Source organism: Enterobacter sp. CPE_E863, assembly GCF_046521465.1.
GTDB lineage: Bacteria > Pseudomonadota > Gammaproteobacteria > Enterobacterales > Enterobacteriaceae > Enterobacter > Enterobacter adelaidei.
The window spans coordinates 1018141-1031387 of the sequence record NZ_JBKFZX010000001.1 but is presented as its reverse complement, the minus strand read 5'-3'; the positions used below and the strand labels follow the sequence as shown (position 1 = coordinate 1031387).

Sequence of the window (13247 nt, the reverse complement as noted above, 5' to 3'; positions counted from 1 at the left end):
CGTCGGCGTCACATTGCAGCGTTAACCTTGTCACAAAATAACGCTACGTATGGAGAACGCTATGGCACAGCCTATTATTCTCGATTGCGATCCGGGTCATGATGACGCGATCGCGCTCGTCCTCGCTCTTGCCTCCCCTGAACTTGACGTGAAAGCCGTCACCTCGTCCGCCGGAAACCAGACGCCTGAAAAAACCTTGCGTAACGTCCTGCGCATGCTAACACTGCTCAGACGCACTGATATTCCTGTCGCTGGCGGGGCCGTGAAACCGCTGATGCGGGAGCTGATCATTGCCGACAACGTTCACGGTGAGAGCGGGCTGGACGGCCCGGCACTGCCGGAGCCGGGTTTCGCACCGCAACACTGCACTGCCGTGGAGCTGATGGCGAAGGTGCTGCGTGAAAGTGCCGAGCCGGTAACGCTGGTGGCAACCGGTCCGCAAACCAACGTTGCGTTGCTGCTTAACAGTCATCCGGAGCTGCACAGTAAAATTTCCCGTATCGTGATAATGGGTGGCGCAATGGGGCTGGGTAACTGGACGCCTGCGGCGGAGTTCAACATCTTTGTCGACCCGGAAGCCGCTGAGATTGTCTTCCAGTCCGGCTTGCCGGTTGTGATGGCGGGACTGGACGTTACCCATCGAGCGCAGATTATGGCGGACGATATTGAGCGTTTCCGCTCGGTGGGCAACCCGGTTGCGACAACTGTGGCCGAACTGCTCGACTTCTTTATGGAATATCACAAAGCCGAGAAGTGGGGCTTCCACGGCGCGCCCCTGCATGATCCATGCACCATTGCCTGGCTACTGAAGCCGGAGATGTTTACCACAGTGGAACGCTGGGTCGGTGTGGAGACGCAGGGGAAATATACCCAGGGGATGACTGTAGTGGATTACTACTCACTGACGGGGAATGCGCCGAATACCACGGTGATGGTGGATATCGATCGGCAGGCGTTTGTGGATTTGCTGGCGAAGAGGCTCAAGTACTACGCTGCGGCCTGATGCCCTCACCCTACACCTCTCCCAAGGTGAGAGGGGGCAGACACTAAAAACGGCAACATAGTTGCCGTTTTACTTTTATTTATGGCTCAAACGGTCGACGCTGAAACTGATCGTGCCCACATTTCGGACATAACGGCAGCACTTCCGGCGTATACACTGCAATATGGTGATGGCATTTCTCGCAGACCAGATTCCCCAGGCCAACCACTTCGCCGCTGTGGTAGACACCATGATGGTTCAGATCCTGAAACACCTCGCGCCACTCCAGCTGCGTTTTATCGGTGATATCCACCAGTTCCTGCCACAGGCTCTCTTTAATCACCCGCATAAATACGCTGTCAGTGACCTCATCCTGGCTCTCCTGGTAGCTGCGCGCGAATTCTTCCAGGTCACGGCGTACCGCGCGGGTGACCTCTTCCACTTCGGTACGCGTTAACTCACCCGTTTGCGTCACGCGGGCACGAGCCTGCTCCACCAGCGCGTCAATATCGCGCTCGCCGTTACGCAGCCGTTCCGTCAGTGTCGCCACCAGTTCGCGGTAAAATTGAGCAACCTTGTTCATCATTTTGCCTCCCGGGTAAGTAACTATTTCTAATAATAGACCTTATTTCGTCGCCGCTTTGTCAGGTGAAGCACAGACCCGGTAAATTCCTGCAATGTGCATTTGTGCGAAAGGCTGTTTTGACGCGGACGTTTGGGCTATGCTATGCGGATCTGAAATACCACATCCATTGGCTACATTTGTAGCTGTATTGAAAACAGGACCACTGGCTGCCATGCAAGAGCAATACCGCCCGGAAGAGATAGAATCAAAAGTCCAGCAACACTGGGACGAGAAGCGCACCTTTGAAGTAACCGAAGACGAGAGCAAAGAGAAGTATTACTGCCTGTCGATGCTTCCCTATCCTTCTGGTCGACTACACATGGGCCACGTGCGTAACTACACCATTGGTGATGTGATCGCCCGCTACCAGCGTATGCTGGGCAAAAACGTTCTGCAGCCAATCGGCTGGGATGCGTTCGGTCTGCCTGCTGAAGGCGCTGCGGTAAAAAACAACACCGCACCTGCCCCATGGACGTATGACAACATCGCGTACATGAAAAACCAGCTTAAAATGCTGGGCTTTGGCTATGACTGGAGCCGCGAGCTGGCAACCTGCACCCCGGAATACTATCGCTGGGAACAGAAATTCTTCACCGAGCTGTACAAAAAAGGCCTGGTGTATAAGAAGACCTCTGCTGTTAACTGGTGTCCAAATGACCAGACTGTTCTCGCGAACGAACAGGTTATTGATGGCTGCTGCTGGCGTTGTGATACCAAAGTTGAGCGTAAAGAGATCCCACAGTGGTTTATCAAAATCACAGCCTATGCTGACGAACTGCTGAACGATCTGGATACGCTGGATCACTGGCCAGATACCGTTAAAACCATGCAGCGCAACTGGATCGGCCGTTCTGAAGGCGTGGAGATCACCTTCAACGTTGAGAACTACGACCAGACCCTGACCGTCTACACCACCCGTCCAGACACCTTCATGGGCGCGACCTACCTGGCCGTGGCTGCGGGTCACCCTCTGGCGCAGAAAGCGGCGGAGAACAATCCAGAACTGGCCACCTTCATCGACGAATGCCGCAACACCAAAGTGGCCGAAGCCGACATGGCGACGATGGAGAAAAAAGGTGTAGCGACAGGCTTCTATGCTAAGCACCCACTGACAGGCGAAGCGATCCCTGTCTGGGCCGCAAACTTCGTTCTGATGGAATACGGTACAGGTGCAGTCATGGCTGTTCCAGGCCACGATCAGCGCGACTACGAGTTTGCGACCAAATACAACCTGCCGATTAAAGCCGTTATCCTGGCCGCCGATGGTTCTGAACCAGACCTGTCCGCGCAAGCGCTGACTGAAAAAGGCACCCTGTTTAACTCCGGTGAATTCAGCGGCCTGAGCTTCGAAGACGGTTTTAATGCCATTGCAGACAAACTGGCCTCTCTGGGCATGGGCGAGCGTAAAGTTAACTTCCGTCTGCGCGACTGGGGCGTTTCCCGCCAGCGTTACTGGGGTGCTCCAATTCCAATGGTGACGCTGGAAGACGGCACCGTGATGCCAACGCCGGAAGATCAACTGCCGGTGATCCTGCCTGAAGACGTGGTTATGGACGGCATTACCAGCCCGATCAAAGCCGATCCTGAGTGGGCAAAAACCACCGTCAACGGCCAGCCTGCGCTGCGTGAAACCGACACCTTCGACACCTTTATGGAGTCCTCCTGGTACTATGCGCGTTACACCTGCCCGCAGTATAAAGAGGGTATGCTGGACTCTGATGCAGCGAACTACTGGCTGCCGGTAGACATTTACATCGGTGGTATCGAACATGCCATCATGCACCTGCTCTACTTCCGCTTCTTCCACAAACTGATGCGTGATGCCGGCATGGTGAACTCTGACGAACCGGCAAAACAGCTGCTGTGTCAGGGTATGGTACTGGCTGATGCCTTCTACTACGTGGGTGCTAACGGCGAGCGTAACTGGGTGTCTCCGGTTGATGCTATCGTTGAGCGTGACGAGAAAGGCCGCATTGTGAAGGCGAAAGACGCCGAAGGTCATGAACTGGTCTATACCGGCATGAGCAAGATGTCTAAATCCAAAAACAACGGCATCGACCCACAGGTGATGGTTGAACGTTACGGCGCGGATACCGTGCGTCTGTTCATGATGTTTGCTTCTCCGGCGGACATGACCCTGGAGTGGCAGGAATCGGGTGTGGAAGGTGCAAACCGCTTCCTGAAACGCGTCTGGAAACTGGTTTACGAACACACTGCACAGGGTGATGCTCCGGCACTGAACGCCGCGGCACTGACTGAAGATCAGCAAGCGCTGCGTCGTGATGTTCATAAAACGATTGCGAAAGTGACCGATGATATTGGTCGTCGTCAGACCTTTAACACTGCAATTGCAGCTATTATGGAACTGATGAATAAGCTGGCGAAAGCCCCGCAGGACGGCGAGCAGGATCGTGCCTTAATGCGTGAAGCATTGCTGGCCGTCGTTCGCATGCTGAACCCGTTCACTCCGCACGTTAGCTTCACCCTGTGGCAGGAGCTGAAAGGCGAAGGCGATATCGACAATGCGCCATGGCCACAGGCCGACGAAGCCGCGATGGTGGAAAACACTACGCTGGTTGTCGTTCAGGTAAACGGCAAAGTACGCGGTAAAATTACCGTGGCGGTCGATGCAACCGAAGAACAGGTTCGCGAACGCGCGGGCCAGGAACCTCTGGTCGCAAAATATCTTGAGGGCGTTACCGTACGTAAAGTGATCTACGTACCGGGTAAATTGCTGAATCTGGTCGTTGGCTAAGCGCGGGAGGAAACGTGCGACAACTGGCAACAATACTCTTATCTCTGGCGGTGCTTGTCACCGCTGGCTGTGGCTGGCACCTGCGCAATACCACGGCGGTGCCTGCTCAGATGAAAACGATGATCTTTGATTCCGGGGATCCGAATGGCCCACTCAGCCGGGCAATTCGTAACCAGCTGCGTCTGAACGGTGTTGAAATTGTTGAGAAACAAACGCTTCGCCAGGATGTACCGTCTCTGCGTGTGATAGGAGGCGGTCTGTCGAGAGATACAGCCTCTATCTTCCAGGATGGCCGCACCGCAGAGTATCAGATGGTGTTAACGGTCGATGCGGCAGTTCTGATCCCGGGTAAAGATATTTATCCGATCAGCACGAAAGTGTACCGTTCGTTCTTCGATAATCCGCAGACGGCGCTGGCAAAAGATGCCGAACAGCAGATTATTATCAACGAAATGTACGACAAGGCAGCGGAACAGCTGATCCGTAAACTGCCAAGTGTTGCAGCGTCAACCAAGCAAGGTTCTGACATTGTTGAAAAACCGGTTGCTGGCACGCTTCCCGCTGCTAACTCTCTGGGTAAATGATGATCAGGCTGTATCCTGAACAACTTCGCGCGCAGCTCAATGAAGGGCTGCGCGCGGCGTATTTGCTTCTTGGAAACGATCCGCTATTACTTCAGGAAAGCCTGGATGCCGTGCGCCATGCGGCGGCGGCTCAGGGATTTGATGAACATCACACCGTTCAACTGGATAACAACACCGACTGGAACGCCCTCTTCTCGCTTTGCCAGGCGATGAGTCTTTTCGCGTCGCGCCAGACTATCCAGATCCTGCTGCCGGAAAATGGTCCTAACGCGGCCATGAATGAACAACTCGCTACGCTGGTTAGCCTGTTGCACAGCGATCTGCTCTTCATCGTGCGCGGCAACAAGCTCACTAAAGCACAGGAAAATGCAGCCTGGTTTACCCAGCTCGCAACTCACGCAGTGCTGGTCACCTGTCAGACGCCTGAGCAAACGCATCTACCCAAATGGGTGGCGGCGAGAGCGAAGCAAAACAACCTTCAACTGGATGACGCCGCGAATCAACTGCTTTGCTACTGCTATGAAGGAAATCTGCTGGCCCTGGCTCAGGCGCTTGACAGACTCTCCCTGCTCTGGCCGGATGGTAAACTCACCCTACCGCGTGTCGAACAGGCCGTTAACGATGCCGCGCACTTCACGCCATTCCACTGGGTGGATGCGTTGTTGGCGGCGAAAAGCAAACGCGCCCTGCATATTCTGCAACAACTGCGCCTCGAAGGGAGCGAACCCGTTATTCTGCTACGTACTCTGCAGCGCGAATTACTGCTGCTGATTACGCTAAAGCGTCAGTCTGCCCATACGCCGTTGCGTTCGCTGTTTGATAAACACCGCGTATGGCAAAATCGCCGGGCTATGACGACAGAGGCCATTAACCGCCTGAGTCATGAACAGCTGCGACAGGCTGTTCAGCTGCTGATGCGCGCTGAGCTCACGTTAAAACAAGATTACGGCCAGTCGGTCTGGGCAGAGCTGGAAAGCCTTTCTCTGCTGCTCTGCCACAAGGCGCTCGCAGACGTATTTATTGATGGATAGCATGCATTCTTTACAGGCCCTGTATGGTGGCACCTTCGACCCGGTACATTACGGGCATCTGAAGCCAGTCGAAATTCTGGCGAATCTGATCGGGCTTCAGTGCGTCACCATTATGCCCAATAATGTTCCGCCACACCGTCCCCAGCCTGAGGCGACCAGCGAGCAACGCAAAGAGATGCTGGCCCTGGCCATTGCGGATAAACCGCTTTTCAAACTTGATGAACGGGAGCTACGTCGCGATACTCCCTCCTGGACGTCACAGACGCTGCAGGAGTGGCGGACTGAACAAGGCCCTGACAAGCCGCTGGCCTTCATTATTGGCCAGGATTCACTGCTAAATCTCCCCACATGGCATCAGTATGAAACCATTCTGGAGAACAGCCACCTGCTTGTCTGCCGCCGTCCGGGTTATCCGCTGACGATGCGCGAAGAGCAGTATCAGCAATGGCTGGAAGACCATCTCACCGATAATGTTGAAGATCTCCACAATCAGCCTGCCGGGAAAATTTATCTGGCAGAAACACCGTGGTTCGATATCTCTGCGACCCTCATTCGTGAGCGCCTGCAACAGGGCTTAGCGTGTGACGATCTGCTGCCCGCATCGGTACTGGCGTATATTCACGCACACGGGTTGTATCAGAAAAGTGCAGATGCCTGACCCGGGACCATAAAAAGTGGCTTATTGATTATCCTGCCTTGACAGAGTAAGCCATACTGTTATCCTCCGCTGCCAGACTTTCCCGCCGATCATTGCTTTACAGAAATTGTTTTACAAAAATGGCGATGCAATCTCAGGCGGAGGGTGGGATGATACCCGCCTTCAAAAGCCCGGCCGGAGACATTTGTCCCGACACAGGCGCTAGTTCAGGTATACTGTCTGGCCACGAATTCATAGTTATACAATCTCGTTCACCCCAGGGGGAAAACTTGCAGGGTAAAGCACTCCAGGATTTTGTTATTGACAAAATTGATGACCTGAAAGGTCAGGACATCATCGCTATCGACGTTAAGGGTAAATCCAGTATTACCGACTGCATGATTATCTGCACCGGTACTTCTACGCGTCATGTTGTTTCGATTGCCGATCACGTGGTTCAGGAATCACGTGCAGCAGGGCTGTTGCCGCTTGGTGTTGAAGGTGAAGCGACGGCTGACTGGGTGGTTGTCGACCTCGGCGATGTGATTGTCCATGTCATGCAGGAAGAGAGCCGTCGCCTGTATGAGCTGGAAAAACTCTGGGGTTAATGCGTGAAGTTGCAACTGGTCGCCGTCGGCACCAAAATGCCGGACTGGGTACAAACCGGTTTTACTGAGTATCTGCGTCGTTTCCCAAAAGACATGCCGTTCGAACTGGTGGAGATCCCCGCCGGAAAGCGCGGCAAGAACGCCGATATCAAACGTATTCTTGATAAAGAGGGCGAACTGATGCTGGCTGCCGCAGGCAAAAACCGCATCGTCACCCTCGATATTCCAGGAAAACCCTGGGATACGCCGCAGCTGGCGCACGAACTGGAGCGCTGGAAGCAGGATGGCCGTGACGTCAGTCTGTTGATTGGCGGGCCAGAAGGGTTATCCCCTGCCTGCAAAGCGGCAGCAGAACAAAGTTGGTCTCTCTCCGCGCTGACGCTTCCCCATCCGCTCGTTCGGGTACTGGTGGCAGAAAGCCTGTATCGCGCGTGGAGCATTACGACCAACCACCCCTATCACCGCGAATAGTGACTTGACCAGGGTAGATTAAGCAGCGGATGAAACTACAGAATTCTTTTCGCGACTATACGGCTGAGTCCGCGCTGTTTGTGCGCCGGGCGCTGGTCGCCTTTACGGGGATTTTGCTGCTTACCGGCGTGCTGATCGCCAACCTTTATAATCTGCAAATTGTCCGCTTTACCGATTACCAGACGCGTTCAAACGAAAACCGTATTAAGCTGGTGCCAATCGCCCCCAGCCGCGGCATCATCTACGACCGTAACGGCACACCGCTGGCGTTAAACCGCACCATCTATCAAATAGAGATGATGCCGGAAAAGGTCGATAATGTTCAGGATACGCTGGAAGCGCTGAGAAGCGTTGTCGATCTTAACGATGACGATATCGCCGCTTTCAAAAAAGAACGGGCCCGCTCTCACCGTTTCACCTCCATTCCGGTAAAAACCAATCTGACGGAAGTCCAGGTTGCCCGCTTTGCGGTAAACCAGTACCGTTTCCCCGGCGTGGAAGTGAAGGGTTACAAACGTCGCTACTACCCTTATGGCTCTGCGCTGACGCATGTGATTGGCTACGTTTCCAAAATTAACGATAAAGACGTCGATCGTCTCGATAAAGACGGCAAACTGGCGAACTACGCCGCGACGCACGATATCGGTAAGCTGGGGATTGAACGTTATTACGAAGATGTTCTGCACGGACAGACTGGCTATGAAGAGGTTGAGGTTAACAACCGTGGCCGCGTTATTCGCCAGCTTAAAGAAGTGCCGCCTCAGGCGGGACATGATGTGTATCTGACGCTCGATCTTAAGCTTCAGCAGTATATTGAAACCCTGCTGGCAGGCAGCCGAGCAGCCGTTGTGGTCACCGATCCGCGTACCGGTGGCATTCTGGCAATGGTTTCAATGCCAAGTTATGACCCGAACCTGTTTGTCGATGGCATCTCCAGTAAGGACTATTCCGGTCTGCTGAATGACCCTAATACGCCGCTGGTGAACCGCGCGACACAGGGTGTTTACCCGCCAGCGTCAACGGTTAAACCGTACGTGGCGGTTTCTGCATTGAGTGCCGGTGTTATCAACCGTAATACCAGCCTGTTTGACCCGGGCTGGTGGCAGTTGCCTGGTTCTGAAAAACGCTACCGTGACTGGAAAAAATGGGGCCACGGTCATCTGAACGTCACCAAATCGCTGGAGGAGTCTGCGGATACCTTCTTCTATCAGGTGGCGTATGACATGGGGATTGACCGCCTCTCAGAGTGGATGAGCAAATTCGGTTATGGGCACTACACCGGCGTTGACCTTGCAGAAGAACGTTCCGGTAATATGCCAACGCGTGAATGGAAGCTGAAACGCTTTAAAAAACCATGGTATCAGGGCGATACCATTCCGGTGGGTATCGGACAGGGTTACTGGACAGCAACACCGCTTCAGATGAACAAAGCCATGATGATCCTCATCAATGACGGTGTCGTGAAAGTTCCACACCTGCTACTAAGTACGGTTGAAGACGGTAAAAAAGTGCCCTGGAACCAGCCGCATGAAGCGCCTGTGGGGGATATTCACTCCGGCTTCTGGGAAATCGCTAAAGACGGTATGTACGGCGTAGCAAACCGTCCTAACGGTACCGCGCATAAGTATTTCGCTGGTACGCCGTATAAAGTGGCCGCGAAATCAGGTACTGCGCAGGTGTTTGGTCTGAAAGCCAATGAAACCTATAACGCGCACCGCATTGCCGAAAGACTGCGTGACCATAAACTGATGACGGCATTTGCCCCTTATGATAACCCGCAGGTGGCGGTGGCAATGATTCTGGAGAACGGCGGTGCCGGACCAGCAGTCGGGACCATCATGCGCCAGATCCTTGACCACATTATGCTGGGTGATAACAACACCGAACTGCCGGCTGAAAACCCGGCCGCCGCTGCGGCGGAGGACCAATAATCATGACGGATAATCCAAATAAGAAATCGCTGTGGGATAAAATCCACATCGACCCAGCCATGCTGCTGATCCTGCTGGCTCTGCTGGTTTACAGCGCCCTGGTTATCTGGAGCGCCAGTGGCCAGGACATCGGCATGATGGAGCGCAAAATCGGCCAGATCGCGATGGGGCTGGTCATTATGGTGGTCATGGCGCAGATCCCGCCGCGCGTCTATGAAGGCTGGGCACCGTACCTGTATATATTCTGTATTGTGTTGCTGGTTGCGGTTGACGCCTTCGGCGCTATCTCTAAAGGCGCACAGCGCTGGCTGGATCTGGGTGTGGTTCGCTTCCAGCCTTCTGAAATTGCCAAAATTGCCGTTCCATTGATGGTCGCGCGCTTTATCAACCGTGACGTCTGCCCGCCGTCGCTAAAAAATACCGCCATCGCGCTGGTGCTGATTTTCCTGCCGACACTGCTGGTTGCCGCGCAGCCTGACCTTGGCACCTCAATCTTAATCGCCCTCTCCGGCCTGTTTGTTCTCTTCCTGTCGGGCTTAAGCTGGCGTCTGATTGGTATCGCGGTGGTGCTGATTGCGGCTTTCATCCCCATTCTCTGGTTCTTCCTGATGCATGATTACCAGCGCCAGCGCGTAATGATGTTGCTCGATCCAGAAACCGATCCGCTTGGTGCGGGCTATCATATTATTCAGTCCAAGATTGCGATTGGCTCTGGTGGGCTACGCGGTAAAGGCTGGCTACACGGCACCCAGTCTCAGCTGGAATTTTTACCGGAACGCCACACTGACTTTATCTTTGCGGTACTGGCGGAAGAGCTGGGACTGGTTGGCATCTTGATATTGCTGGCGCTCTACGTGCTGCTAATCATGCGCGGATTGTGGATTGCCGCTCGTGCGCAAACCACCTTTGGTCGCGTCATGGCTGGCGGGTTAATGTTGATTTTATTCGTTTATGTCTTCGTAAATATTGGTATGGTGAGTGGTATTCTGCCTGTAGTAGGCGTACCGCTACCGCTGGTGAGTTACGGAGGCTCGGCACTGATCGTGTTGATGGCCGGGTTTGGTATCGTAATGTCGATCCATACCCACAGAAAAATGTTGTCAAAAAGCGTATAAAAATAAGGGGATCGGAATGCGTAAGCAGTGGCTGGGGATCTGCATCGCGGCAAGTTTACTTGCGGCCTGCACAAGTGATGATGGTCAGCAACAGGCAACCGTCGCGCCACCGCAGCCTGCGGTTTGTAATGGCCCGATCGTTGAAATCAGCGGTGCCGATCCCGTTTATGAACCGCTAAATGCCAGCGCGAATCAGGATTACGAGCGCGACGGCAAAAGCTACAAAATTGTTCAGGATCCTTCTCGTTTCAGTCAGGCAGGCTTTGCCGCCATTTATGATGCTGAACCCGGTAGTAACCTGACTGCATCAGGCGAAGCCTTTGACCCAATGCAGCTTACCGCAGCGCACCCAACGCTGCCGATCCCAAGCTATGCTCGTATAACGAACCTGGCGAATGGGCGAATGATCGTCGTGAAAATTAACGATCGCGGCCCGTACGGTAATGACCGGGTGATCTCTCTGTCCCGCGCATCCGCTGACCGCCTGAACACCTCAAACAATACCAAAGTCCGTATTGATCCGATTATTGTAGCGCAGGATGGTTCGCTGTCCGGCCCAGGCACAGCATGTACCACGGTGGCTAAACAGACTTATGCCCTTCCTGACCGCCCAAATCTTGACGGTGGAATGGGGAGCGCCTCTTCACCGGCAGAGCCTGCTCAGCCAGGTGGGGAGATCCGCGCCATCAGCAATGATACCCTGCAAAGCGATGACTCGACCGGCGCGCCGGTAAAGAGTAGCGGCTTCCTTGGCGCACCAACGACCTTAGCCGCAGGCGTGCTGGAAGGCAGTGAACCTACACCAGCACCCGCTCCTGTTACCGCTCCGGCTACCCAGCCAGCTCCTGTAACAGCCCCAGCCGTGACGCAAAGTGCGCCAGTTGCTGCTCCAGCAGCGGCCAGTGGCAGTTATGTGGTTCAGGTAGGCGCAGTGAGCGATCAGGCCCGAGCCAAACAGTATCAGCAGCGTCTGAGCCAGCAGTTTGGCGTACCAGGACGCGTTGAGCAGAATGGCGCGGTCTGGCGTATTCAAATGGGGCCGTTTGCCAGCAAATCGCAGGCAGCGTCCTTGCAGCAGCGTCTGCAGAATGAAGCTCAACTTCAGTCATTTATCGCTGTTGCGAAATAATGAACCGGCGGTATCCGAATTGTCAGTTTGTGTAAAACACATTCACAAACTCATGCTTAAAGTCGGATGCCTGCCTGAATAGCATTTGCTATAGTAGGGCACTTTTTTTAATTCCATCACGGATGTCGTAGTTCTGACCATGAAGACCACTTTTTCCGCTCGTTTTGTGCAGCGCATGGCGCTGACCACGGCCCTTTGCGCTACTGCACTCTCTGCAGCTCACGCCGATGACCTGAATATCAAGACCATGATCCCTGGCGTTCCGCAAATTGATGCTGAATCCTACATCCTGATCGACTACAACTCTGGCAAAGTGCTGGCGGAACAGAACGCCGATGCTCGCCGTGACCCGGCTAGCCTGACCAAAATGATGACCAGCTACGTTATCGGCCAGGCGATGAAAGCAGGTAAATTCAAAGAATCAGACCTGGTCACCATCGGTAACGATGCGTGGGCAACCGGGAACCCTGTTTTCAAAGGTTCCTCGCTGATGTTCCTGAAACCAGGTATGCAGGTTCCTGTTTCTCAGTTGATCCGTGGTATCAACCTGCAGTCTGGTAACGATGCCTGCGTAGCCATGGCCGATTTCGCCGCCGGTAGTCAGGATGCCTTCGTAGGTCTGATGAACAGCTATGTTACCGCGCTGGGTCTGAAAAACAGCCATTTCCAGACCGTGCATGGCCTGGACGCCGATGGCCAGTACAGCTCCGCACGTGATATGGCGCTGATTGGTCAGGCACTGATCCGCGACGTACCTAATGAGTACTCCATCTATAAAGAGAAAGAGTTCACCTTCAACGGTATTCGTCAGACCAACCGTAACGGCTTGCTGTGGGATAACAGCCTGAACGTTGACGGCATCAAAACCGGTCACACCGACAAAGCCGGCTACAACCTGGTGGCCTCTGCGACAGAAGGCCAGATGCGTCTGATCTCCGCCGTGATGGGCGGTCGCACCTTTAAAGGCCGTGAAACAGAAAGCAAAAAACTGCTGACCTGGGGCTTCCGTTTCTTCGAAACCGTAAACCCACTGAAAGCAGGTAAAGAGTTTGCTTCTGAACCTGTCTGGTTCGGCGATAACGACCGTGCTTCCCTCGGCGTTGATAAAGACCTGTACCTGACCATTCCACGCGGTCGAATGAAAGATCTGAAAGCCAGCTATGTACTGAACAGCACCGAACTGCATGCGCCACTGCAGAAAAACCAGGTGGTGGGCACGATCAACTTCCAGCTGGATGGCAAGACTATCGATCAGCGTCCACTGGTTGTCCTGCAAGAAATTCCTGAAGGCAATTTCTTCGGCAAAATCATTGATTACATTAAATTGATGTTCCATCACTGGTTTGGTTAAAAATCGAACACTTGAAAGTGTGATTTTG

At 53.9% G+C, this 13247-nt stretch carries 12 protein-coding genes; 11 read left to right on the top strand and 1 reads right to left on the bottom strand.

Annotation, left to right across the window (positions count from 1 at the left end; all coding sequences use genetic code 11):
- Window positions 1-61: 61 nt before the first annotated feature.
- Window positions 62-1003, top strand: coding sequence for a pyrimidine-specific ribonucleoside hydrolase RihA (rihA, locus tag ACLHV8_RS04980; RefSeq protein WP_208593839.1), 942 nt, complete (start codon window positions 62-64; stop codon window positions 1001-1003).
- 79 nt (window positions 1004-1082) lie between these two features.
- Here rihA and ACLHV8_RS04975 read toward each other — a convergent pair whose 3' ends face one another.
- Complete coding sequence (locus ACLHV8_RS04975) at window positions 1083-1565, bottom strand: zinc ribbon-containing protein (protein WP_028019469.1); 483 nt, start codon at window positions 1563-1565, stop codon at window positions 1083-1085.
- Window positions 1566-1779: 214 nt separating this feature from the next.
- Here ACLHV8_RS04975 and leuS point away from each other — a divergent pair, with 214 nt between their 5' ends.
- From leuS to dacA, 10 genes are all read left to right on the top strand, one after another.
- Window positions 1780-4362, top strand: coding sequence for a leucine--tRNA ligase (gene leuS / locus ACLHV8_RS04970; protein WP_208593840.1), 2583 nt, complete (start codon window positions 1780-1782; stop codon window positions 4360-4362).
- A 14-nt stretch (window positions 4363-4376) separates the two neighbouring features.
- Window positions 4377-4946 (top strand): LPS assembly lipoprotein LptE, encoded by a 570-nt coding sequence (gene lptE / locus ACLHV8_RS04965; protein ID WP_028019471.1) that lies wholly within the window; start codon window positions 4377-4379, stop codon window positions 4944-4946.
- On the top strand, window positions 4946-5977 hold the full coding sequence (gene holA, locus ACLHV8_RS04960) for a DNA polymerase III subunit delta (RefSeq protein ID WP_128347895.1): 1032 nt from the start codon (window positions 4946-4948) through the stop codon (window positions 5975-5977). Before lptE ends, holA begins: the two co-directional genes overlap by 1 nt.
- Entirely contained in the window at window positions 5970-6635 is a 666-nt protein-coding gene (gene nadD / locus ACLHV8_RS04955) for a nicotinate-nucleotide adenylyltransferase (protein ID WP_028019473.1), read from the top strand. Before holA ends, nadD begins: the two co-directional genes overlap by 8 nt.
- A 269-nt stretch (window positions 6636-6904) precedes the next feature.
- Window positions 6905-7222, top strand: coding sequence for a ribosome silencing factor (gene rsfS, locus ACLHV8_RS04950; RefSeq protein WP_003858696.1), 318 nt, complete (start codon window positions 6905-6907; stop codon window positions 7220-7222).
- 3 nt (window positions 7223-7225) lie between these two features.
- Window positions 7226-7693: a 23S rRNA (pseudouridine(1915)-N(3))-methyltransferase RlmH gene (rlmH, locus tag ACLHV8_RS04945; protein WP_003858701.1), complete on the top strand. Its 468-nt coding sequence runs from the start codon at window positions 7226-7228 to the stop codon at window positions 7691-7693.
- Between the two features lie 29 nt (window positions 7694-7722).
- Window positions 7723-9624: a peptidoglycan DD-transpeptidase MrdA gene (gene mrdA / locus ACLHV8_RS04940; RefSeq protein ID WP_049007948.1), complete on the top strand. Its 1902-nt coding sequence runs from the start codon at window positions 7723-7725 to the stop codon at window positions 9622-9624.
- 2 nt (window positions 9625-9626) lie between these two features.
- Window positions 9627-10739 carry a peptidoglycan glycosyltransferase MrdB gene (gene mrdB, locus ACLHV8_RS04935; protein WP_028019475.1) on the top strand — a complete coding sequence of 371 codons (1113 nt, stop codon included), beginning with the start codon at window positions 9627-9629 and terminating at the stop codon, window positions 10737-10739.
- Between the two features lie 16 nt (window positions 10740-10755).
- A complete protein-coding gene (gene rlpA, locus ACLHV8_RS04930; protein WP_049007946.1) occupies window positions 10756-11868 on the top strand; it encodes an endolytic peptidoglycan transglycosylase RlpA in 1113 nt (370 codons plus the stop codon).
- Between the two features lie 139 nt (window positions 11869-12007).
- Window positions 12008-13219: a D-alanyl-D-alanine carboxypeptidase DacA gene (gene dacA / locus ACLHV8_RS04925; protein WP_028019477.1), complete on the top strand. Its 1212-nt coding sequence runs from the start codon at window positions 12008-12010 to the stop codon at window positions 13217-13219.
- The last annotated feature ends 28 nt before the right edge of the window (window positions 13220-13247 follow it).